The 24,466-nt window shown below is 32.6% G+C and carries 22 protein-coding genes; 19 read left to right on the top strand and 3 right to left on the bottom strand.

Annotated features, from left to right (window positions below):
* Positions 1-46 precede the first annotated feature (46 nt).
* Positions 47-1,552, top strand: coding sequence for a gluzincin family metallopeptidase (locus EQM13_RS14640; protein ID WP_128753072.1), 1,506 nt, complete (start codon positions 47-49; stop codon positions 1,550-1,552).
* A 571-nt stretch (positions 1,553-2,123) separates the two neighbouring features.
* Here the strand turns inward: EQM13_RS14640 and EQM13_RS14635 are convergent.
* Entirely contained in the window at positions 2,124-3,566 is a 1,443-nt protein-coding gene (locus EQM13_RS14635) for a DDE-type integrase/transposase/recombinase (RefSeq protein WP_128752145.1), read from the bottom strand.
* 177 nt (positions 3,567-3,743) lie between these two features.
* Between EQM13_RS14635 and EQM13_RS14630 the strand changes: the two genes are divergently transcribed.
* From EQM13_RS14630 to EQM13_RS14605, 8 genes are all read left to right on the top strand, one after another.
* Positions 3,744-4,679: an LCP family protein gene (locus EQM13_RS14630; RefSeq protein ID WP_128753071.1), complete on the top strand. Its 936-nt coding sequence runs from the start codon at positions 3,744-3,746 to the stop codon at positions 4,677-4,679.
* 195 nt (positions 4,680-4,874) lie between these two features.
* The gene (locus EQM13_RS18875; RefSeq protein WP_255417525.1) at positions 4,875-5,003 is read left to right on the top strand and encodes a hypothetical protein; all 129 of its coding nucleotides are present in this window, start codon (positions 4,875-4,877) and stop codon (positions 5,001-5,003) included.
* Between the two features lie 54 nt (positions 5,004-5,057).
* Entirely contained in the window at positions 5,058-5,201 is a 144-nt protein-coding gene (locus EQM13_RS18300; RefSeq protein ID WP_206172717.1) for a hypothetical protein, read from the top strand.
* A gap of 315 nt (positions 5,202-5,516) precedes the next feature.
* Positions 5,517-6,677 carry an ABC transporter substrate-binding protein gene (locus EQM13_RS14625; protein WP_200796111.1) on the top strand — a complete coding sequence of 387 codons (1,161 nt, stop codon included), beginning with the start codon at positions 5,517-5,519 and terminating at the stop codon, positions 6,675-6,677.
* Positions 6,678-6,763: 86 nt separating this feature from the next.
* A complete protein-coding gene (locus tag EQM13_RS14620; protein WP_128753070.1) occupies positions 6,764-7,648 on the top strand; it encodes a branched-chain amino acid ABC transporter permease in 885 nt (294 codons plus the stop codon).
* Positions 7,649-7,664: 16 nt separating this feature from the next.
* Positions 7,665-8,615, top strand: coding sequence for a branched-chain amino acid ABC transporter permease (locus EQM13_RS14615; RefSeq protein ID WP_128753069.1), 951 nt, complete (start codon positions 7,665-7,667; stop codon positions 8,613-8,615).
* On the top strand, positions 8,593-9,363 hold the full coding sequence (locus EQM13_RS14610) for an ABC transporter ATP-binding protein (RefSeq protein ID WP_128753068.1): 771 nt from the start codon (positions 8,593-8,595) through the stop codon (positions 9,361-9,363). The genes EQM13_RS14615 and EQM13_RS14610 overlap by 23 nt, the downstream gene beginning before the upstream one ends.
* A 1-nt stretch (position 9,364) precedes the next feature.
* Entirely contained in the window at positions 9,365-10,069 is a 705-nt protein-coding gene (locus EQM13_RS14605) for an ABC transporter ATP-binding protein (protein WP_071140166.1), read from the top strand.
* Positions 10,070-10,209: 140 nt separating this feature from the next.
* Here EQM13_RS14605 and hisC read toward each other — a convergent pair whose 3' ends face one another.
* On the bottom strand, positions 10,210-11,292 hold the full coding sequence (hisC, locus tag EQM13_RS14600) for a histidinol-phosphate transaminase (protein WP_128753067.1): 1,083 nt from the start codon (positions 11,290-11,292) through the stop codon (positions 10,210-10,212).
* A gap of 255 nt (positions 11,293-11,547) precedes the next feature.
* Between hisC and fusA the strand changes: the two genes are divergently transcribed.
* The 7 genes from fusA to disA all read left to right on the top strand — a co-directional run bounded on the left by fusA (position 11,548) and on the right by disA (position 21,038).
* Complete coding sequence (gene fusA / locus EQM13_RS14595) at positions 11,548-13,605, top strand: elongation factor G (RefSeq protein ID WP_114218392.1); 2,058 nt, start codon at positions 11,548-11,550, stop codon at positions 13,603-13,605.
* Positions 13,606-13,963: 358 nt separating this feature from the next.
* A complete protein-coding gene (locus EQM13_RS14590; RefSeq protein WP_071140169.1) occupies positions 13,964-14,425 on the top strand; it encodes a CtsR family transcriptional regulator in 462 nt (153 codons plus the stop codon).
* Positions 14,426-14,441: 16 nt separating this feature from the next.
* The gene (locus EQM13_RS14585; protein WP_128753066.1) at positions 14,442-14,948 is read left to right on the top strand and encodes a UvrB/UvrC motif-containing protein; all 507 of its coding nucleotides are present in this window, start codon (positions 14,442-14,444) and stop codon (positions 14,946-14,948) included.
* Positions 14,935-15,972 (top strand): protein arginine kinase, encoded by a 1,038-nt coding sequence (locus EQM13_RS14580; protein ID WP_240662942.1) that lies wholly within the window; start codon positions 14,935-14,937, stop codon positions 15,970-15,972. Before EQM13_RS14585 ends, EQM13_RS14580 begins: the two co-directional genes overlap by 14 nt.
* 14 nt (positions 15,973-15,986) lie before the next feature.
* Complete coding sequence (locus EQM13_RS14575; protein WP_071140171.1) at positions 15,987-18,431, top strand: ATP-dependent Clp protease ATP-binding subunit; 2,445 nt, start codon at positions 15,987-15,989, stop codon at positions 18,429-18,431.
* Between the two features lie 153 nt (positions 18,432-18,584).
* Positions 18,585-19,955, top strand: coding sequence for a DNA repair protein RadA (gene radA, locus EQM13_RS14570; RefSeq protein ID WP_071140172.1), 1,371 nt, complete (start codon positions 18,585-18,587; stop codon positions 19,953-19,955).
* A 3-nt stretch (positions 19,956-19,958) separates the two neighbouring features.
* The gene (disA, locus tag EQM13_RS14565) at positions 19,959-21,038 is read left to right on the top strand and encodes a DNA integrity scanning diadenylate cyclase DisA (protein WP_128753065.1); all 1,080 of its coding nucleotides are present in this window, start codon (positions 19,959-19,961) and stop codon (positions 21,036-21,038) included.
* Positions 21,039-21,265: 227 nt separating this feature from the next.
* On the opposite strand, the gene EQM13_RS14560 is transcribed toward disA, so the two are convergent.
* Positions 21,266-21,682, bottom strand: coding sequence for a nucleoside triphosphate pyrophosphohydrolase family protein (locus EQM13_RS14560; protein WP_071140174.1), 417 nt, complete (start codon positions 21,680-21,682; stop codon positions 21,266-21,268).
* Positions 21,683-21,935: 253 nt separating this feature from the next.
* Between EQM13_RS14560 and EQM13_RS14555 the strand changes: the two genes are divergently transcribed.
* The 3 genes from EQM13_RS14555 to ispD all read left to right on the top strand — a co-directional run bounded on the left by EQM13_RS14555 (position 21,936) and on the right by ispD (position 24,460).
* Entirely contained in the window at positions 21,936-22,421 is a 486-nt protein-coding gene (locus EQM13_RS14555; RefSeq protein WP_128753064.1) for a CarD family transcriptional regulator, read from the top strand.
* A gap of 99 nt (positions 22,422-22,520) precedes the next feature.
* On the top strand, positions 22,521-23,618 hold the full coding sequence (locus EQM13_RS14550; protein ID WP_128753063.1) for a PIN/TRAM domain-containing protein: 1,098 nt from the start codon (positions 22,521-22,523) through the stop codon (positions 23,616-23,618).
* A gap of 104 nt (positions 23,619-23,722) precedes the next feature.
* A complete protein-coding gene (ispD, locus tag EQM13_RS14545) occupies positions 23,723-24,460 on the top strand; it encodes a 2-C-methyl-D-erythritol 4-phosphate cytidylyltransferase (RefSeq protein WP_071140177.1) in 738 nt (245 codons plus the stop codon).
* The last annotated feature ends 6 nt before the right edge of the window (positions 24,461-24,466 follow it).

Here is a 24,466-nt window from a genome sequence, read left to right as displayed (position 1 = left end):
ATAAAAAAGTTTGGCGGTTATTTTAGTTAGTATAGGAGGGTTATTTATGGTAAAGTTTTATGAAATGGTTGAAAGGTTATATGAATTGGACGTAAAGCTGAGTAAACTGGAATGGGTACAATATACGACGGGATACGATTTTGGTATTGAAGAGGCTCATGAAGAAATAAATAATTTTTTGAAGGATGAAAAAAATTATAGTTTGGTTCTTGAATACATGGAAAAAGCTTCAGGACCTGTAGAAAAAAGAAAGGGAGAAATTTTATATAATGAATTTAAATCATATCATTTGACTAAGGAATTAAACGATTTGAATTTTGAAATTCAGAAAAAAACTAATGAACTTTCAAAAATACTTAACACCTTTAGGTTTAAAATAGATGGAAAGGAAGTTTCAGGAGTAGATATAGATTGTATACTTTCCCGAGAGGATGACAGAGAACTGAGAAAAAAGGCATTCTTTGCAAAAAATCAAATTGATAAACCTATGGTTGATAATGGCTTTATTGATTTAATTAATTTGAGAAATGAATATGCCGGAATGTATGGAGAAAAAGATTTTATGGAATATAGAATAAAAAGTGATGAACTAAGTCCAAACATATTTGATACTTGGGAAGATGATTTAAAGGAACATATTATCGTGTTAAATGAAAAAGGAAGAGAATATGCTCGGAAATTTATCGGCAGTGAAGAATTGATGCCTTGGGATTATAGCTATATCAAATCAAAAATATCGTCTTCTTTGAATAGCCATGTGGATATGTCAAATTATTATAATGTATTGAGAGAATTTTTTTTAAATTTTGGATTTGATATTAATAAATTTAATATTACTTATGATATCTTTCCGCGAAAAAATAAATCGGAATGGGGATATAATTTCCCTATAAAATACGGGGAGGATTCGAGAATACTTGCCAATGTGAAAAATCAGTACAGAGAATACGAAGTGCTTCTTCATGAGACAGGACATGGAATTCATTCTTTTATGTTAAATCCTGAGGAAATCATATTAAATATGGGAATTAGCGGGATAATAGAGGAAGGAATAGCAGATCTGTTTGAAGAATTTTTATATGATAAAATGTTCTATGAAAAGTTTTTTACAAATTCGGTAGAAAAGGAATTTGAAGAAATACATGAATATGATAAGATAAGCCATTTAAGGTTTGTAGGAAATATTTTTTTTGATCATGAACTTTATAAAAATGATCTAAAATCTTTAGATGATATATATAACTTATATTTTAAAGTCTACAGCAAACTATACAATGATAAGCCATATAACCAAAAGCCTCCTTTTGGTTTCAGAATCCATTATACAACTCATCCCATTTATATGCATAACTATTTTATGGGCGACGTAACGTGTAGTATGCTTAAAAAAGTATTTTACAGAAAATATGGCGTTGATTCCATATCAAAGAAGCCAAAAGAATTTGGAAATTTTTTGTTTGAACAGGTAATTAAGCCTTCCGGATTATATAAATACGAAGAACTGTTTGAAAAAATAAGCGGAGAAAAATTTTCTCTTAAATGGTACTTTTAAGGATAATAAATAGAAAGGATATTTTTTTGATATTATCTAAGTTTCTTGAATCGTTTTGGTTATTTCAATAAAATTGAATATTGGAATTTAAAACTAAAAAGTATTATAATATTAATCATATTTTAATTATGTTATAATAGAACTTTAAAAGAAAAAGAATGAAAAAATGGATTCAAAAAAATAAGGTCGAAAGTTTTTAGGGATATTAATATCTTATGAAATATAAAAGGAATAGATAATGTTATTGTAAAGTATGTCTATATTTAGTATCATTTAAGTTATAGACGAGCATGATAGTGTAAAGTAGCCTATGAAAAACAAGAATAAAAAATCAGGCTGAATAGAACCTAGAAAATTGCAAAAATATATTTTCATGGCAGTCACCGCCACCCTTGACAGTATGCCAAAACAATGCTGCGCAATATTTACCGACGGCAAAGAAACTCAAGAACAGATAATTTTTCGTGCCGTCTTTACAGTATTGTAGCATTGTATTTGTCCTACTATCAAGGGCAAGCCCTAAAGGGTGGCTGGGTTACCTCAGGCTCTGAAATCTAAGAACAGATAGAAATCAAGATGCAGGATTTTCTTGCATATTAAGAATGACTTGCTGTCCTAAAAAGATAAGAAGCTGCCATTTACCGGGCATATTGCCGGCATTCTTAAGCATATCAACCTCATTTAAAGGACGTTTCCAACTATAAAGTTCATGAGGACGCAGGAAGTTATAGTAAGCAACCCAAAGGTTTACACCATAATAAGCACCATCATCGGTACCATAACCACAAGTAACACGATAAGAAGCTTTGAGAGTACGGTTAAGGCGTTCAATCTTTTGTTTAAAGGGACGATACTCTTTAGTTACAGCATCATCATTAGTCAAACCAATAACTTGAGTAACATTAAAGTCCCAGTCCTTTTCAATTTTAAACTGTTGAGTAGCTAAAGGATAAGCACTGTAACCATCAGATATAAATTTTAAAGCTTTACCGGGGAATTTTCTAAATTTATCAAAAGCCATTCTCATGGTAAGTATACAAGGGCCGACGTCACGACTTTTAGAGACTTGATAACCAAGAATAGAGCGAGAAACAGTATCCATAATGAGCCAAACATAACCCTTGAGTCCTTTAATTTTGATATAGGTTTCATCAGCAGCTAAGTTATTTGAAGGACTGTAATCGAATGTATCTACAAAAGGCTTAATTAATACGGCAGCAGTTCTTGCATAGCTTGCAACCATAGTGTGAGAGATATTAATATTATGGATTTCACGCATAGCTTCAGCAGTTTTACGGAGAGATAAACCAAGATTAACATGGTAAGTAAGACAAAGTCCCATAATATGAGCATTGTTCTTTCTAAACTTAAAACTAGTAGCCCATGACGGAAGCTGATGTAAATCCATAGAAAAGAAATCCAGCGTAAATTCACGATAGATATAATGGAGCTTGTATTTATACTTCTCACTAGGATCTGAGTCTTTGGGAAGCAGCTTTAAATTGTTCTTGTAGTAAGAACAATTCTTATTGACACATTTATGCACAATAAAGTGTTTACGATCTTTTTTAGCAGCTAAAGCATGTCCGCAATAAGGGCAAATAAGAACCAAAGGAGAAGCTGCTTGTTTACCTGTAATAAAAGTTTGACCACAGACTTTACATTGATATTGGCCTTTACCACCATTATTATCGTAAATGTATTGATGAGGAGCACCACAGAGAGGGCAAAATATATCTTCAGGAATAGATTTACCATTACGACGTTGAACCGGTTTTACAGGTTTACCATATTTCCAAAGATAGTATTCAAGTAAAAAACTGTAATCCTGTTTAAAGAATTTTTTAATTATTGGAAGCTTATCTATTTTAAATTTCTGATAATAAGGACTTTTAGAATCATCAAAGGCCCATTGTTTAAGAGGAATATATTTTGCGATAAATAAAGTTAATTCATAAATTCGATTAAGTAAGTATTGATTATATAGTAGTAAATAAGTTATAATTTGAGACATAACAATGACCAACCTTTCTATTTAAATTTGGTGCATGATAACTCAAATTATAACAGAAAATGGGGGGTCATTGTTTTTTATTTTATAAAAACTCTGTAACCCTTGATAATATAAGGCTTTAATAAAAAAAGAGTGGTGTCTTATTGACACTACCACGAGCATAATGGGGGTTAAATAATGAAAAAGAAATTCTGGACTGCCTTTTTAATATCATTGGTATGCTTTTCGATTATATTTACAATAGCAGGTAAATATTTATCAGACAATAATATTGTGGATTTCTCGCAGGAAGATGATTCGGAAGATGAATTTAAAGATGAGATATTATTTTTATTTATGGGAATAGATGCAAATGGGGGAATAGAAAAAATAAAGGAAAATAGAAATAAAGAGGGAGACAGATATATAGAAACCGGGAACAGGACAGATACCATGATGCTGTGCAAATTTAATTTTAAAACCGGCGAAACAAATATATTGTCTATTCCGAGGGATACAAGAGTAAGAATAAGAGGCAGGAAAAACGAATATAAGATCAATGCCGCATATTCTTATGGGGGGCCTTACCTTGCCGTTGACACGGTAAAAGACTTTTTAAATGTAGATTTAAAATATTATGTAACGGTAGATTATTTAGCGGTTAAGGAAATAGTGGATGCAATCGGAGGAATAAAAATAGATGTGCCTCAGGACATGAAACATAATGATATTCCTTCTCTGAGAATAAATATAAAGAAGGGGTTTCAGACTTTGAATGGGGATAAAGCCATTGAGTTTTTAAGATATAGAGGATATAAAGAGGCAGATATAGGTAGAATAAAGGCACAACAGATGTTTATAAAGGAATTTATAAAACAAGTGCTTAAACCCAAAAATATCATTAAATTACCCAAAATGATAAATGCTTACTTTGATTATATTGATACCAATATACCTTTGAATTCAATGGTTAAAGCAGTAACAAACGCCAATAAATTGAACATGGAAAATGTTAAGACTGAGACCATACCCGGGGATGGAAAGAAAATCGGGAAAGAAGATTTTTGGATATATGATGAAAATAAGACGAAGGAACTGACAGACGAAATGTTCGAAGATTTTTTGATTAAATAATATAATATGATACAAGATATAAGACAAAATCATTTTCTAAGGAAATACAAATGCTTAATAAATAGAAAGAAGAGGATTTTTTGTAAAGATTAAATTTTTGTTTTAAATTAATTACAAAAAATTAAAAAAGATATTGACATTTGTTTTAGAAGATGGTATTGTATATAGAAATTAATAAATTTTTGTAGAATATTGATGTATTATATTAAAGACTATGATGAAGAAAAAAACTATTTTTTAACTAATTATAGAGAACCGAGTATGGTGGAAATCGGGATTGAAAAAATAGATAATAACTCACTTCAGAGTTGTGCCGCTGAATAAGTAGGCTGTAACGTTCCCCTACGTTATAAGGGAAGGGTTTGATTGAACCTGTTGATGCTTTACTATATCAAAAACTATGATGAAGAGAAAAACTATTTTTTAACTAATTACAGAGAGCCGAAGATGGTGAGAATCGGCATTGGTTTAGTAGATAATAAATCACTTCTGAGTTTCATAGCTGAACTAAGTAAGCGATGACGAATGGATCCTACGTTATAAGGAGAAGGTTTGATTGAACCTACTGAGATAGTATTCGTGAGGATATTATGATTTAGAGTGGTACCGTGCTAACGTGCCTCTATTACGTATATATACGTAATAGAGGCTTTTTTTTATAATCTATGGGAAACTCTATTTACATTAATTTGTATTTGACTTTAAGTGAGTTTCAAAAAAGGCTTTATTAATATATCAATATTCCGATAAAAGCCTTTTTTAATTTGGTGGAGGTGGTTTTTGCCGGCTTTTAAATTTGAAATAAAAACTATATTACATTAAGGGAGAGATGAATAAGTGAAAAGAGCAATTACTTTAGTTATGACGGTTTTATTGATATCTACTTTATTAGTAGGATGTGATTCAAAATCAGGAGAAAGTTCTGAAAATATAAAAATAGGATTAAATTATGAATTATCTGGAAATGTTGCAACTTATGGGCAAAGTTCGGTAAAAGGTATAGAATTTGCAATTGATGAAATAAATAAAGCCGGCGGAGTTCTTGGTAAACAGATAGAACTTGTAAAAGTTGATAATAAGTCAGACAGTGCAGAAGCTGCTAATGTTTCGACAAAGTTAGCTACAAGAGATAAAGTTGTGGTAATATTAGGGCCGGCAACATCAGGGGATGCAAAAGCGGCATCTCCGGCAGCAATGCAGAATAAAATTCCGCTTATATCCTCTTCAGCTACTTCGGACGATTTTACCGTTGATAGCAATGGAAAGGTTAGAGATTATATCTTTAGGACATGTTTTAATGATTCATTTCAAGGTATAACCATGGCAAATTTTGCATTCAGTGATTTAAAGGCAAAAAAAGCGGCAATTCTTATTGATAATACAAGTGACTACAGTAAAGGAATAGGAAAGAATTTTAAGGAGACATTTGAAAAACTTGGCGGAGAAATTTTGACAGAAGAAGCATATCAATCTAAGGATACAGATTATAAAGCTGTTTTGACAAATATTAAAGGAACCAATCCGGATGTATTATATGTTCCGGGTTATTATGAAGAAGTAGGGCTGATTATAAAACAAGCCAGAGAATTAGGCATTAACATACCAATACTTGGAGCCGACGGATACGATTCACCGAAATTAGCAGAAATTGCTGATAAGAAATCATTAGAAAATGTTTATTATACAAACCATTATTCATCTATGGACGATGCATCTGATGTTGTAAAATTTAGAGAATCATTTAAGAAAAAGAATGGAAGCGAACCGGATGCGTTCAGTGCATTAGGTTATGATATGGGATATTTTGTAGCTGATGCTATAAAAAGAGCAGGAGAGGCAGACCCTGAAAAAATTAAGGATGCTTTAGCAGACACTAAGGATTTTAAGGGTATAACAGGAACATTTTCTATGGATGAAAATCATAATCCTGTAAAGTCAATTACAATACTTCAATTAAAAGACGGACAACCTTCCTTTGTTAAAAAATTAGAGCCATAATTATTATAGATCTACCACAGAGGGAAGATTATTTGCCTCTGTGATAGATATTTGTTATATGTTAATAAATCAATGGGGTGATGATTTTGGAACAGATAATTCAGCAAGTAATAAACGGGATATCCCTTGGCAGCATTTATGCGTTGATAGCCCTCGGATATACTATGGTCTATGGAATAATAAATTTGATAAATTTTGCTCACGGGGATATTTATATGATTGGAGCATATATTGGATTTGCACTGACAACATTTTTTAAATTAAATTTTTTGTCATCACTTATAATATCTATGCTGCTGTGTAGTATTCTTGGTGTGTTGATTGAGAAGGTAGCTTATAAGCCTGTGAGAAATTCTACAAGGATAGCTGCATTAATAACGGCCATAAGTGTTTCACTATTTTTAGAGTATGGAATGATGTATTTTGTAAAGCCTGAGACCAGAACTTTTCCGGAACTTTTACCGGATAAGAAGATTCATATATTTAATACAAATGCAGTTTTGGATTTTAAAAATCTTTCCATAATAGTTATAACAATTTCTTTAATGCTCATTCTTCAATATGTGATTTATAAAACAAAAATTGGTAAGGCAATGAGGGCAGTATCTTTAGACAGTGATGCTGCACAACTGATGGGAATTAATATAGACAAGACGATATCAAGTACCTTTGCTATAGGTTCGGCTCTTGCAGGAGCGGCAGGGGTGTTAGTCGGAGTATATTACAATTCAATCAATCCTCTTATGGGAGTACTGCCGGGACTCAAGGCATTTGTTGCAGCAGTTATAGGAGGTATAGGAGTTATTCCGGGAGCTGTTTTTGGAGGCTTTTTCTTAGGAATTACGGAAACTGTCATAAGTGCAGCAGGTGGTTCCCTTTATAAAGATGCAGTTGCTTTTGCAATACTAATAATAGTCCTTTTAGTAAGACCTAACGGATTACTTGGTAAAAATATAAAAGAAAAAGTTTAGAACTGAGGGTGATGATATGAAATTTCTGAACAAAAAAAATATTTTTAATCTGATATTAATTTTAAGTATTTACTTTATAGTTGAATTTTTGATAAATAGGGGTATTATAGATTCCTATATAATATTGAATATTGTTGTAATAGGTGTAAATATAATACTTGCAGTAAGTCTGAATCTCATAACGGGAATTACGGGGCAATTTTCTCTTGGCCATGCGGCATTTATGTCTATTGGAGCTTATGCTTCAGCTATAATGACGGCAAAGCTGGGCCAACCCTTTATTGTCGGAATTATAGCAGCAGCTTTATCTGCTTCATTAGCAGGAATTATAATTGGGATACCTACCTTAAGGCTTAAAGGGGACTATCTTGCAATAGCGACATTAGGATTTGGTGAGATAATAAAGATCATTGGACTTAATAATGATTATATTGGGGGCGCTACAGGACTTAATGATATTCCTCAATATACAAATTGGACGTGGATATATTTTTGTGTGGTGATAACTATAATAATTATCAATAATTTTATAAAATCCTATAACGGAAGGGCATGTATATCCATCAGAGAGGACGAAATTGCATCTGAAACTATGGGAGTAAATACGACATATTATAAAATATTGGTTTTTACAATGGGAGCTTTTTTTGCAGGTATTGCAGGTGCACTATATGCAAATTATTTTTATTTTATAAGGCCTGATTCCTTTGGATTCATGAAATCAATAGATATATTGGTTATAGTAGTATTTGGAGGCATTGGAAGTGTCTTAGGTTCAGTTGTCGGAGCCGTTATGCTTTCCATTATATCTGTTTTCCTTCAGAATATTCCGGAATTGAGAATGGTCGTATATTCAGTTATTTTATTCCTGATAATGGTTTATAGACCACAAGGACTGATAGGGAAAAACGACTTAAGGTTGTTTAAAAAGAGAGGTGTTTTAAATGGATGTACTCACAGTAAATAATCTTTGTAAATCTTTTGGAGGAGTAAAAGCTATTTCAAATATAAGCATGTCGATTGAAGAAGGAGAGATAGTAGGAGTAATCGGACCAAATGGCGCAGGGAAAACAACTTTTTTTAATCTCCTAACAGGCATTTATAGTCCCAGTTCCGGCGATATAACATATAATTTTAAAAAGAAAATTTTATCAAAAGATTTTAAACCTTTTAAAATGCCTAAATACGGAGTATCAAGAACTTTTCAGAACATAAGGCTTTTTAAAAATATGAGTGTACTTGATAATATTCTCATTGGATATCACTGTAATCTGAATTATGGAATATTACCTTCTTTATTTAGACTGCCATCTTTTTATAGGAATGAAAAAGAGGCATATGAGAAAGCAGTTGAACTGCTGAAGATATTCAATATTTATGATAAGAAAGATGAATTAGCAAAGAATCTTCCCTATGGAGAACAAAGAAAAGTAGAAATTGCAAGAGCTTTGGCTGCTAAGCCTAAAGTACTCCTTTTAGATGAACCGGCCGCCGGAATGAATACAAATGAGACAAAGGAATTAACAAAATTAATTAATTGGATCAAAGATGAATTCAGTCTTACTATAATTCTTATAGAACATGATATGTCTTTAGTTATGGAAATTTGTAATAAAATATTTGTATTTGACTATGGAACGTTAATAGCGGACGGAACTCCTCAGGAAATTCAGACTAATCCACAAGTAATTAAAGCATATCTTGGAGGTGAATAATATGCTTGAATTGCATAATTTGAATGTTTACTATGGAGCCATTCATGTTTTGAAAGATGTAAGCTTAAAGGTAAACAAGGGAGAAATAGTAACATTAATTGGTTCTAATGGGGCCGGTAAGACTACAACATTGCGTACCATATCGGGAATTAAAAAATTGAAGTCCGGAAGTATAGAATATGATGGCCGGGATATAAGCAAATATTCTGCTTCGGATATTGTTAAGATGGGAATATCGCATGTGCCGGAAGGAAGAAGGGTATTTTCGACTATGTCCGTTCTTGAAAATATTGAAATGGGAGCCTTTACAAGGACTGATAAACCCCAAATAAAAAAGGATATGGATAAAGTATTTTCTTTATTTCCAAAACTTTATGAAAGGAAAAATCAATATGCAGGTAATTTATCCGGAGGGGAGCAGCAGATGCTTTCTATTGGCAGAGCACTTCTTTCGAGACCGAACATATTGTTATTGGACGAACCGTCCATGGGATTGGCACCTATAATTGTTAAAGAAATTTTTTCGATTATACAAGATATAAATGAAAATGGCACTACAATCTTATTGGTTGAACAGAATGCTAATATGGCCCTTAAATATACGAATAGAGCCTATATAATCAGAAATGGGGTAATTGATATGGAAGGAGACGCGGCAAGCCTTTTAAATGATGAAAAGGTAAAGAAAGCTTACCTTGGAGGATAATATTTGAGGCCATATAGGGGAAGGCAATCTATATGTTGCCATGTCCCCAGAACCTCTGGATTTTTATAACCCACAGGAAAGTTTTAAAATGGGTTTCAAAAAAGCGTTTTTAATATGCTAATGTTTAGATAGAAACTTTTTTATTTATTTAGAATGTCTTTTAAATTTTTAATGAATAATCGGTTTTCCTCCATGGTACCAATTGAAACTCTTATCCATGTTCCACCCATAGGACGGATTATTATTCCTCTTTTTTGAAGTTCAATGAATGTTTCATTTGCATCCCTTTCTATATTTACGTAAATATGATTTGCTTCGGAAGGGGGATATGATAATTTCATATCATCAAACTGCTGGTATAAATATTTTTTTCCTTCAATATTTGCTTTATAAGTTTTTTTAAGAAATTCTTCATCTTTTAATGCCGCAACCGCAGCTATTTGAGCCAAGGAGTTTACATTAAAGGGACCTCTTACTTTATTGATATTTTCGATAATTTCTTTGTTTGCTATTGTATAAGCAACTCTTAGACCGGCAAGGCCATATGCTTTAGAAAATGTTTTCATTACCATAACATTGGGATATTTTTTTATGAAATCGATACTATTTCGAGGATAATCTTTTCTTTCCACATATTCGCCATAAGCTATGTCATAAGCAACTGCTACATTTTGAGGTACTTTGTTTAAGAAATCTATTACCTCTTCTTCCGAGCATATAGTTCCGGTCGGATTATTTGGATTGCATATCCATATAATTTTTGTCTTGGGAGTTATAGCTTTTAATATCGCCGTTAAATCATGAGTATAATTTTTCAGAGGAACTATTACAGGTACTCCTCCCATCATATTTGTCGTAGCGGCATATCGTGGGAACGTTATATCAGCCATTATTGCTTCATCATCTTTTTCAATAAAAGTCTTTGCTATCAAATCTATCATTTCATCAGAGCCACTGGTGGGAAGGATTTCATCTACAGGAATGTTGTATTTTTTAGATATACTTTCTTTAAGTAAAGTTGCATTTCCGTCAGGATATATAGATAAGTCATTTAAAGCACGAGTTATCGCTTCTTTGACCTTCTCAGAACAACCTAAAGGATTTTCATTTGAAGCCAATTTGATGACCTTGTCTAACCCATATTCTCTTTTTACATCTTCTATGGGTTTTCCCGGCTTATAAGGGATCAAATTCTTTAATTCTTTTCTATAAGATAATGTCAACAAAACCAACTCCTCTCAAAGTTTTTCATATTTAGTATATCAGTAATTATAGATATAGACAACAAAAAAATACTATGATAATTATATGTTTCATGCTATAATTTAAAATAGAGTGTTTTAATATTGTGTTTTGCATATTTTCGGCGTGGTAGGAAATATTATCCGTAGGAAAATATTAGGCTTTAAAAGGAATTTTAAAATCTTTGTAGAATACTTACCAATAACAAATACGCTGGTTAAGGGGGAAAAGATATAATGAAAGAATATCAAACTGGTCAGGTCAGAAATATTGCTTTGATAGGGCATGGCAGTAGTGGAAAAACAACAATCTCGGAAGCTGCCTTATATGTTACAGATGTAACTAAGAGACAGGGAAGAACAGATGATGGGAATACTGCTTCCGATTTTGATAAAGAGGAAATCTCAAGGAAAATTTCAATTGGAACATCAGTTATACCTATTGAATTAAAAGATATTAAATATAATTTTCTTGATACCCCAGGATATTTTGATTTTATCGGAGAAATGTACGGAGCACTTAGAGCGGCTGATGGAGCGGTAATAGTAATAGATGCTTCATCAGGTATAGAAGTTGGTACGGAAAAAGCGTGGCAATATACTCAAAAAAATAAAGTTCCAACAATAATGTTTATGAACAAAATGGATAAAGAAAATATAAATTTTGAAAAACTTCTTTCAGATATAAAAGATAAATTTGGGGAAAAGGTTGTACCTTTTGGATTGCCTATATACCGTTCCGATGATTTTAAAGGTGTAGTAGATGTTATTGATAAAATAGCAAAGGAATATAATGGACGAGAAGTAAAAACAGTTGATATTCCTTCTGAACTGCAATCAGAAATGAACTCTATCAATGATGATTTAATAGAAAAGATAGCAGAGACAGATGAAGCTTTAATGGAAAAATATTTTGACGGAGAATCATTTACAGAGGAAGAAATAAGAAAGGGCCTTAAAATTGCTGTTAAAAATGGAGATTTAGTTCCTCTGATTCCTGGTTCGGCTGATAAAGATATAAGTATTGACTTATTGTTAAATTTAATTGAAAGATATATCCCTGCTCCAAACGAAGTAGGAGAATATAAAGGAATGAGCGGAGAAAAGGAAATGTCGAGAAAGGTTGATAGTAAGGAACCTTTTTCTGCTCTCGTGTTTAAAACAATAGTTGACCCGTTTGTTGGTAAATTGTCTGTATTTAAAGTGATATCCGGAAAGATTACAAAGGATAAGGAAATATTTAACAGCAACAAAGATAGTGCGGAAAAATTGGGAGGATTGTTTGCATTAAGAGGAAAAACTCAATTGGAAGTATCGGAGATAGATGCGGGAGATATAGGAGCAACTTCAAAACTGCAGTTTACTCAAACAGGAGATACTTTATGCGATAAATCAAATCCTATTCAATATGAAAAGATACAATATCCTGAACCTTGTTTGTTTATGGCCGTGGAACCTAAAACCAAAGGCGATGAGGAAAAAATAGGGAGTTCTCTACAGAGGCTTACGGAAGAAGATCCTACTTTTGTATTAAACAGAAATAAGGAAACGAAACAATTGTTAATAGGCGGGCAAGGAAATATGCAGTTGTCAGTTATAGTGAACAAGCTTAAGAATACATTTGGAGTAGATGTAAACATGGCTGATCCCAAGATTGCTTATAGGGAAACCATAAAGGGTACCTCCAGTGTACAGGGAAAACATAAGAAACAATCCGGTGGAGCAGGACAATATGGAGATGTTCACGTAAGATTTGAACCGACGGAGGAAGAATTTATATTTGATGAAGAGGTATTTGGAGGAGCGGTTCCAAGACAATATATACCGGCAGTTGAAAAGGGACTGAGAGAATGTTTAGACAAGGGAGTTCTAGCAGGATATCCCGTAGTTAATGTTAAAGCTGTTTTATTTGACGGTTCTTATCATCCTGTGGATTCTAACGAAATGGCATTTAAAATAGCGGCATCTATAGCCTTTAAGAAGGGTATGGAAGCAGCAAATCCTGTTTTGCTGGAACCTATAATGAGAGTAGAAATACTAATTCCTGATGCTTATATGGGTGATATAATGGGTGATATGAATAAACGAAGAGGCAAAATTTTGGGGATGGAACAACAGGAAGATGGAATGCAGCTTGTTATAGCTGAAGCTCCTCAGGCCGAGTTGTTTAAATATGCCATAGATTTAAGAAGTATGACTCAGGCAAGAGGAAGTTTCACAATGCATTTTGTAAGATATGAAGAAGTTCCCGCAAATATAAGTCAAAAAATAATTGAAGAATCCAAAAAGGATTAAAAAATTTCAGATATATAAAAGACCTTGGATTTTGATTAAAATCCAAGGCCTTTTTATAACCCATAGAGAAACCCCGATTTATCTTAGTACATATTTAGCCCTGAATGGATAAAAGAAGTTTCCTTAATATGTCAATATTTCAATAGAGATTTTTTTATATGTTTGAATTTATTATGATTAAGACGAGAAAATGGGAGAAATATTGAAATAATATCATATAAATGCTTATCTACTGATGATATTATTATATTTTATGGATATATGAATTATATTGAATGTTGAAAAAAAGTATTATATAGGAGAAAATTAGTATAGAAAGGCAAAGAAAGTCAAAGTCAAATAAATTAGGGTGATAAAAATGCCGAGGTTGAGTAACATAATTGAAGAATTTATCAAGAATTTACTAGATGAAACTGATAACGGAGTAGTTGAAATTCAAAGAAATGAATTGGCACAATATTTTGATTGTGCTCCTTCACAAATAAATTATGTCCTTACTACGAGGTTTACTCCATACAAAGGGTATTATATAGAAAGCAGGAGAGGCGGAGGAGGATATATAAAAATTGTAAAGGTGGGAATATCTGAAGATAGTGATATTAATGATTTGTTAGTTAATACTATAGGGCAATCTATATCTAAAACCAAAGCATATAGTATTATTGAAAGACTAAGTGAGGAAGGTATCGTAACTGAAAGAGAAGGAGATATGATGAAAATTGCAATTGGAGATAGAACGCTTAAGAATGTTTATGACAATAGGAATGAATTGAGAGCAGATATACTTAAAAATATGCTTTTAGTATTGTTACGAGAATAAAGGGGGTAGAAGGATCATGTTATGTCAGCAATGCAAGAAAAGACCAGCAACTATGCATTATACTAAAATAGTTAACGGAGTGGTGACGGAGATTCATCTTTGTAGCGAGTGTGCTAAAGAATACAAGGATTTGGATTTTGATACTAATTTTTCTTTTCACAAATTTTTGACGGGATTAATAGATAATATACAAGGAGAAACTGTTAAGGAAAATAAATATGATTTAAAATGTTCCTATTGTGGTATGGATTATAATGAATTTAAACAGACAGGAAAATTAGGATGTCCAAATTGTTATATATCTTTTAAAGAAAAATTGATTCCCTTATTAACGGAAATTCATGGTCATAATAACCATATAGGGAAAATTCCTAAGGCATCTATAGGGACCATAGGAATAAGAACTGAAATAGATAAGCTCAAAGTTCAACTGGATAACTATGTAAAAGAAGAGCAATTTGAAAGGGCGGCCGTTATAAGGGATAAAATAAAGAAGCTTCAGAAGGATATTGAACAGAAATAGAGGTGATATAGTGAAGTGGCTCGATAGAGAAGGTATAGATGAAGATGTTGTGGTAAGCAGCAGAGTGAGACTTGCCAGAAATATAAGAGATGAAAAATTTCCCCAACGAATGAGTCTAAACGAATCTCAGGTTGTTACGGAGAAGATTTTAAATGCTATGGAAAAAAGTAATCTGCCTGAGAAATATAATTTTAAAAGAATAGAAGATTTATCTTCCTTAGAGAGAAGAGCATATGTTGAAGAACATCTCATAAGTCCCGGACTTATAGAAGTTCCTGATAAATCAAGCTTTTTTTTACGGGAAGATGAAGCGGTTACTATTATGATTAATGAAGAAGATCATTTGAGGATGCAGGTCTTATTTCCCGGATTGTATCTGGAGGAAGGATGGAAACTTTGTTCTGAAATTGATGATTTCTTGGAAAAGAATATAGATTATGCTTACAGTGAAAAGTTTGGTTATCTTACATCTTGTCCAACTAATGTGGGAACAGGCATGAGAATATCGTGTATGGTTCATTTGCCTTGTTTGGTGTTAACGGGGTATATAGATAGTCTGATCTCTGCATTGAATCAAATAGGACTCACTGTGAGAGGGATATATGGGGAAGGAAGTCAAATATTAGGAAATTTATTTCAAATATCAAATCAGACAACACTGGGAGAAACGGAAGAAGAAATAGTTCAGAAATTAAAAAGTGTAATTTTGGAGGTCATTGAGAAAGAAAGAAATCTGAGATTAAAGTTATTGGAAACCCAAAAAATCGATATGGAAGATAGAGTATTTCGCGCATTAGGTCTGCTTAAATATTCAAGAGTTATAACTTCCAGTGAGACAATGAAATTATTTTCCGATATAAAGATGGGTATAGAAATGGGTATAATTAAAGATATAAAATTAAAGGATATAGATCAACTGATGATTTTGTGCCAACCGTCAAGTTTACAAAGATATTACGGAAAAGATATGATTCCAGAAGAAAGAGATATAAAAAGAGCTGAGTTGATACGAGAAAGGTTTTAAGAAGGAGGGATATTATGGCAATGTTTGGAAGATTTACAGAAAGTGCTCAAAAAGTAATGCTCTTGGCTCAGCAAGAAGCTCAAAAGCTAAGACATAATTATGTAGGAACGGAGCATCTGCTTTTGGGATTATTAGAAGAAGATGAAGGTATTGCTGCCCAATCGTTGAAAAATGCAGGATTGAATGTGGATATTTTAAGAGAACAAATAATAAAGGCTGTAGGATATGGCAGTTATGAAACGGATATATTAGGATTCACTCCTAGGACTAAAAGAGTATTTGAATTGGGATTTTTGGAAGCAAGGAACTTAGGAAATAATTATATAGGAACTGAGCATATTCTTCTTGGATTATTGGAAGAAGGAGAAGGGGTAGCTGTAGTTGTCTTAAGAAGCTTAGGAGTTGATGTAGAAAAGCTAAGAGAAGATGTTATAGAAATGCTTACAGAAAATAATATGAAGGCATCTCAGGGAGACGGAAGAAGTAGGAGCAGCACTCCTAATCTCGATAAATACAGTTCTGATTTAAATAAGCTTGCAAAAGATGGTAAAATAGATCCTGTCATAGGGAGAACGAAAGAAATAGAGAGAGTAATTCAGGTGCTGAGCAGAAGAACTAAGAATAACCCATGCTTAATTGGAGAACCGGGGGTAGGAAAGACAGCAATTGCAGAAGGATTAGCTCAAAAGATAATTGAAGGAAAAGTTCCGGATATGATTAAGGATAAAAGAGTTGTATCCTTGGATTTGGCAAGCATGATTGCAGGAGCTAAATATAGAGGAGAATTTGAAGAAAGATTTAAAGCAGTTATGAAGGAGCTGAAAGAATCTAAGGACGTTATATTGTTTATTGATGAACTCCATACCATAGTTGGGGCGGGAGCAGCAGAAGGAGCGATAGATGCGTCGAATATATTAAAACCGGTTTTGGCTCGGGGAGAACTTCAAATAATAGGTGCGACAACTACTGATGAATATAGAAAACATATAGAAAAGGATTCTGCTTTAGAGAGAAGATTTCAGCCCATAATGGTTGAAGAACCCACAATAGAAGATACAATTAAAATACTTGAAGGGCTAAGAGATAGATATGAAGCTTATCATAGAGTCAAAATAACTGACCAGGGAATAAAAGCTGCTGTAGAGCTTTCGGCCAGATATATAACAGATAGATTTCTTCCCGATAAGGCAATAGATTTAATGGATGAAGCTGCTTCCATGGTGAGATTGAAATCAATAACAACTCCTAATGGTTTGAAAAGCTTAGAAGATAAGTTGGAAGAATTATCTCAGGAAAAAGAAGAAGCAATTAATAATCAAAATTATGAAAAAGCAGCGAAAGTAAGAGATATGGAAAGAAAAATAAAAGCAGAGATGGAATTCAAAAAATCTCAATGGGATAAAGAAAAGAAGGATTCTAATATAGAAGTCGGATATGATGAAATAGCTGCTGTAGTTTCAAACTGGACTGGGATTCCTGTGAATAAAATGACAATGGAAGAAAGCCAAAGACTTCTTAATTTAGAAAAAGTTCTTCATGAAAAGGTCGTTGGGCAAGATAAAGCAGTCGAAGCCGTTTCAAGAGCTGTTAGAAGAGCAAGAGTAGGGCTTAAGGATCCTAAAAAGCCTATAGGAACTTTTATCTTTGTAGGGCCTACAGGAGTGGGCAAAACTTATCTTGCGAAAGCTTTAGCGGAGGCATTATTTGGCGACGAAGATGCTATGATAAGGGTTGATATGTCGGAGTATATGGAGAAATATTCTGTATCGAAATTAATAGGTTCTCCTCCGGGGTATGTAGGATATGATGAAGGAGGACAGTTAACGGAAATGGTTAGAAGGAGACCTTATTCCGTAATATTGTTTGATGAAATAGAAAAGGCTCATCCGGATGTATTTAATGTTCTTCTTCAAATATTAGATGACGGAAGACTTACGGATTCTAAGGGAAGGACTGTGGATTTCAAGAATACGGTGATAATTATGACATCAAATGTAGGGGCAACTTTGCTTAAAAAGCAAAATGTCCTCGGATTTACAAGGCAGTCTTCAGAGGAAAAGGAAGAATATGAAAAAATGAAGGAAACTATACAGGCAGAATTAAGAAGAACATTCAGACCTGAGTTTTTGAACAGAATTGATGACATAATTATATTCCATTCTCTTAATGAAACCCAGGTAAAAGAAATTGTGGATATAATGATTAAGAATCTGCAGAAGAGGCTCAAAAAAATGGATATCAATGTGAAAATAAGCGATGAAACAAGAAGCTTCATAAGTAAGAAAGGATTTGACCCTGAATTTGGGGCAAGACCTTTGGAGAGGGTTATAAGAAGTATGATAGAGGATCAGCTGGCTGAGGAAATTCTTAAAGGTAATGTGTCTAAGACAGATAATATATTAATTAATTATGATGGAGATAAATTGATATTTAATAAGGAACCTGTATTAAATAGATAAAATTATTTTACAGATATTCCTATTTTATCTTGTTTAAAATAGGAGTATCTGTTTTTTGTTATAGTCCATAGAAAAATCATATTTTCTTTAATTCATTAATGCTTTAACAGAAGCCTTTTTTATAATGGATAAAATAAAATTGGAGGAGATTTTGTGAAATTAAAAACGAAATATGTTTGCCAAAATTGTGGGTATGAAACTCTTCGATGGTTGGGAAAATGTCCTTCATGTAATGCATGGAATTCATTTGTCGAAGAAGTAATAAAAAGGGAAGAAAAAACTTCACATATTAACACACTTGACAACATATCTGAAAGAAAGATAGAGAGACTAATTGATGTAGAAATAGATGAAGAGGATAGAATTGAAATAGGGATCGAAGAATTTGACAGGGTTCTCGGAGGAGGAATAGTGAAGGGCTCTCTTATTCTTGTAGGAGGTGAGCCGGGAATAGGAAAATCCACTCTTTTAATTCAAATGGCAAATCAACTGTCCAAGAAGGGATTAAAGATTTTATATGCATCGGGAGAAGAGTCCTTCAAACAAATAAAAATAAGAGCAGAAAGGTTAAATTTAAATTCTCAAGAACTATATATTATATCCGAAACTAATTTGGACATAATTGAAAAGGGAATAGATAAAATTTTACCAGACATACTCATAATTGATTCCGTTCAAACGGTTTATAGTTCAGATATTATGTCGGCTCCGGGAAGTGTTAGCCAGGTGAGAGAGTCAACTTATAAGTTGATGAAAATAGCCAAGGAAAAAGCCATAGCTACTTTTATAGTGGGCCATGTGACTAAAGAGGGTTCAATTGCGGGTCCTAAGGTATTGGAACATATGGTAGATACTGTTCTTTATCTTGAGGGGGAGATGTACCATAGTTACAGGATACTTAGAGCGGTTAAAAATAGATTTGGCTCTACAAATGAGATAGGAATGTTTGAGATGAAAGATAAAGGACTTGAAGAAATTGAAGACCCATCTGCAGCTCTTCTTTCAGGAAGACCTATGGACACATCAGGTACTGTAGTAGTACCAAGTATAGAAGGTACAAGGCCTATGCTTGTGGAAGTTCAATCTCTTGTAAGCTCTACCCCTTTTGGAATACCTCGAAGAGTTGCCATGGGAATAGACTATAATAAAGTCATACTTATGATAGCGGTTTTGGAGAAGAAAATGGGCTATAAGCTTCAAAATTATGATGTGTATATTAATATTGCAGGAGGAATAAAATCGAAAGAACCATCTATGGATCTGGGAATAATTATATCTATTGCGTCCAGTTATAAAGACGCTTTTATATCCCCGGGAACCGTGGTTATGGGGGAAGTAGGATTGGCAGGAGAAGTACGTTCAGTAAGCTTTGTTGAGAGAAGAGTTAAGGAAGCGGCTAAATTGGGATTTGATACTGCATTGATTCCAAAGGCCAATTTAAAAGATATAAAAGATGTTAAAGGGATAAAAATAATAGGGATATCTTCAGTTGAAGAAGGATTGAATATGGTTTTCGGAGGATAATTTATGAAAAATGACAATTTAAAGCAAGAACTATATAATTCTCTTAGAATGTTAGCACCTGGTACAGAACTGAGATTAGGAATAGACAATATTGTGAGATCCAAAACAGGAGCTTTAATTGTAATTGGAAATGAAGAGGACGTTTTGAAAATTATAGATGGAGGATTTATTATCGATAAAGATTATACTCCATATTATATTTATGAATTGGCAAAGATGGATGGTGCGGTTATTATATCGTCAGATTGTAAAAAGATTCTCTATGCTAATGTTCAGTTGCTGCCTGATCAAAATATTTTTTCACAAGAAACGGGTATAAGGCACAGAACGGCTGAAAGAGTATCTAAGCAAACTAAAGCCTTAGTTGTAGCTGTGTCTCAAAGAAGGAACATCATTACATTATATAAAGGAAATATTAAATATGTTTTAAGGGATACGAATCAAGTACTAAACAAAGCAAATCAAGCCATACAAGTTTTGGAAAAGTATAAAACCGTCTTTAATCAAGCTATAAACAATTTGACTATTCTTGAATTTGAAGATCTGGTTACAGTATATGATGTAGCAAAGATTATACAGAAAGTTGAAATGATTGAAAGAATAGAAGAAGAAATTGAAAGATATATATTGGAGTTAGGAAATGAAGGAAGACTTATAACTATGCAGATGGAAGAGATTATGAGCAATGTAAAGGAAGATAAGATGAATATAATAAAGGATTACTGGTATCATAATCAAGAAAAATCATATCAGAAAATAAATGAGGAAATAATGAATCTTTCTTCTGAAGAATTGCTAAATTTATCTAATATTGCTCGGATTTTTGGCTATGATAACGATAATAATTCATTAGATGTGAATATATATCCAAAAGGATATAGAATATTAAACAAAATTCCCAGAATTTCTTCGGGAGTTTTAGAAAATGTGATAAAAATGTTCGGATCTTTACAACGGATATTAAAAGCTTCTGTATCAGAATTGGATTTGGCAGAAGGAGTAGGAGAAATAAGAGCGAAAATAATAAAAGAGGGACTTAAAAGGTATCAGGATCAAGTATTTATAGAACGACATATAATATAAAAGTAAGGAAGAATAAAATTATACTTGACCTAAAATGGATTTCAAAAAAGGCTTCTTGATTTTATATAGAAGCCTTTTTCATACTAATTCTGATATTCCTAACTACTGCTACCAATCCATTAAGATAGCATTGAACACATATCTATAAACCTTCATCCCACAATTAAAACTGGGAGATTTCGGCTAAGACTTTATAAGATAGATTCTAGGTAAAATATTTCATGACATTACTTAAGATTGTATATTCCCAAAGTTTTTATATTTCTGTATTCAGTATTTATTACATCGGTTAGGCTTATATTTAAAGTATCGCATAAAGCAGCCAAGTAGAAAATATATTCTCCCATTTCTTCTTCGATTTTTTCTTTGCAAACTTCACACAGATTTCCCTCTACATGGTTTTTTAAACTTTGCCTAACTTCATCAAGAGTATTTTTATCATATTCTTGTTTTGAAGCTTTAATGGAAATGCAACCGCAAGATGTGGCAGATTTAACTACTGCCCTGTTGATTCGTGAATTGCATTCGTCTAACTTAGTGATTATATCCAAAATACTTTTATGCCTGATGATTACTTCTGCAACCTTGCATTGAAAATCGCAATATGTTACGTTTTTATCATTATTTGCTGTAGCTCTGTCCATATAATCCCACCTCAGTCAAAAAGATTCATACTATAATTTCATTATACTTAAGTAGACAAGCTGTTGTCAAATAATTCTTGAAATATATTAATTAATTTTTTTAAAAAAGAAAAGATATGAAAAAAAATATGAAAAAAGAAAAAATATTAAGTTGACAAATTGATAAGTAATGTGGTAAAATTAAAAATTTGACAATCATTACCTAATCCTGTATAATAAAAATATAATAAGCTAATAATAGGAGGTTGTCACTATGTTTAATATAGGGGATAAAATAGTATATCCTATGCATGGTGCTGGAATTATAATCGCAATAGAAGAGAAGGAAATACTGGGAGAAAAGAGGAAGTACTATATTATGAAAATGCCTATAGGAGATATGCGGGTGATGATTCCGGTAGACAATATTGAGGAAATAGGTATAAGAGAGATTATTAGTGATAAGGAAATAAAAGAAGTTTTTAATGTTCTTAAAGGAAATATTACGAAGATGCCTCAAAATTGGAACAGACGTTATAGGCTTAATATGAATAAAATAAAAAGTGGAAATGTGTTTGAAATTGCATCTGTTGTGAGAAATCTAATGATAAGGGATAAACAAAAGGGATTGTCTACGGGAGAAAGAAAGATGCTTAATAGTGCAAAACAAATGCTTATAAGTGAAATTGTTTTAGTAGTCGGGAGAGATCCTGAAGAGGCAGAAGAATTAATTGAAGAAGCAGTTAATTTTTCAAATTAGATATAACTTAATTTTAATAAAAAACATTTTTCACTAAAATTGAGTTATATAATTTATTTTAATGGAAATAAATATAATAAATGAGGAGGTGAAGTTTATATGGTAGATAAAATTATAAAAGGAATTATTACCATAGTAGGAATATTAATTGGATATGGAGTTATGGCAGCTTTAAAAAGCCTAAATATATTAGATGTTTCTGATTTAGGCTTGGTGGGTTTAGTAATTTATATAGGAGTAAGTTTAATCTTCGGAATCATATTTTTTCTTTTAGCTCCCAAATTTATAAAAGGAGAGGAGAAATTTATTCAATTCTTAGAGGTAGAGCTTCAAAAAATTCCGGCTGCAGATATTGCGATGGGTTCCATAGGACTTATAGTGGGATTGATAATAGCGTATCTTTTGAGTCAACCTTTTTATAATCTGAAAATTCCTTACTTAGGAGTAGGAATATCTATAATTCTTTATTTGATTTTTGGGTATTTAGGTATAAAAGTTGCAACGAGAAAAAGGGAAGATTTTGTTAGCACATTTAGCAATTTAAGAAAAAACATAGGAAAAGAAAAAACTAAAACAACAAGTAAATCATGTGCTAAAATACTTGACACAAGCGTAATAATTGACGGCAGAATTGCAGACCTGTGTAAGACAGGGTTCATAGAGGGGCCTCTTATAATACCCGATTTTGTGCTGGAAGAATTGCAGCATATAGCTGATTCTTCAGATGGATTAAAAAGGAATAGAGGAAGAAGAGGATTGGATATTTTAAATAGAATTCAGAAAGAGCTGGATATGGAAGTAATTATATACGATAAAAAGGTAGACAATGCTCAAGAGGTTGATGCAAAACTTTTAAAGCTTGCTCAACATTTGAAGGGAAAGGTTATAACAAATGATTATAACCTTAATAAAGTAGCAGAGGTTCAAGGAATTGAGGTTTTAAATATTAATGAATTAGCAAATGCCATTAAACCTGTAGTATTGCCGGGAGAAGAAATGATAGTTCAGGTTATAAGAGACGGAAAGGAATCAGGGCAAGGATTAGCGTATTTAGATGACGGAACTATGATAGTTGTAGAAGGAGGCAAAAAGCATATAGGTGAAACAGTCGGTGTTTTAGTTACATCCGTTCTACAAACTTCCGCAGGTAGGATGATATTTGCAAAGCCCAAATATCTTGTAGATAAAGCAGTTTAGGGTCTATATAGACCCTAATATTTTTTTATTTTTGGGGTAAGATAGTAGAAATATATTTCATGTTGTATTTTATTATGCTATAATGTGTAAGAGGTGATAGAGCCATGTATAAAAGCTATTTTGTTTCGGCCATAATAGCTGCAGCCGGAATGAGCAATAGAATGGGGAGTAAAATAAATAAACAATTTATACATATAGATAGTAAACCGATATTAGCTCATGCAATAGAAAAATTTGAAACAGACAGATTTGTAGATGAAATAGTTGTAGTGTGCAGAGAAGAAGAGATAGAATATTGCAGAAGAGAAATAGTCAAGAAATATGGATTTAAAAAGGTTATGAAAATTGTAAAGGGAGGAAAGGAAAGGCAGGATTCGGTATATAATGGGCTAATGGCATTAGATAAAAAATGTGATATGGTTCTTATTCATGACGGAGCCAGACCTTTTGTAAAAGTAGAAAGCATTGAAGCGGGAATAAAGGGAGTGGAAGAAAACGGAGCCTGCATTATAGGAGTTCCCGTTAAGGATACTATCAAATTGATAAAGGATGAATGTATTATAGAAAATACTCCTGATAGAAGATTTATATGGGCTGCTCAGACTCCTCAATGTTTTTTTTATGATATTATAATGAAAGCTTACAGGCAAGCTGTAGAGGATCAATTTATAGGTACGGATGACGGTATGCTTGTAGAAAGATTGGGATATAAAGTAAAGATGATTATGGGAGATTACAATAATATAAAAATAACTACTCCGGAAGATTTAATAATAGCAGAATCCATAGTTAAAGAGAAAGACTTTATTTATATGAAAAATTTAATTTTTCGTACCAGATAGGGTGAT

The organism is Acidilutibacter cellobiosedens, from assembly GCF_004103715.1.
GTDB lineage: Bacteria > Bacillota > Clostridia > Tissierellales > Acidilutibacteraceae > Acidilutibacter > Acidilutibacter cellobiosedens.
The sequence above is the reverse complement of the archived record's forward strand: the minus strand, read 5'-3'. Positions and strand labels throughout refer to the sequence as shown.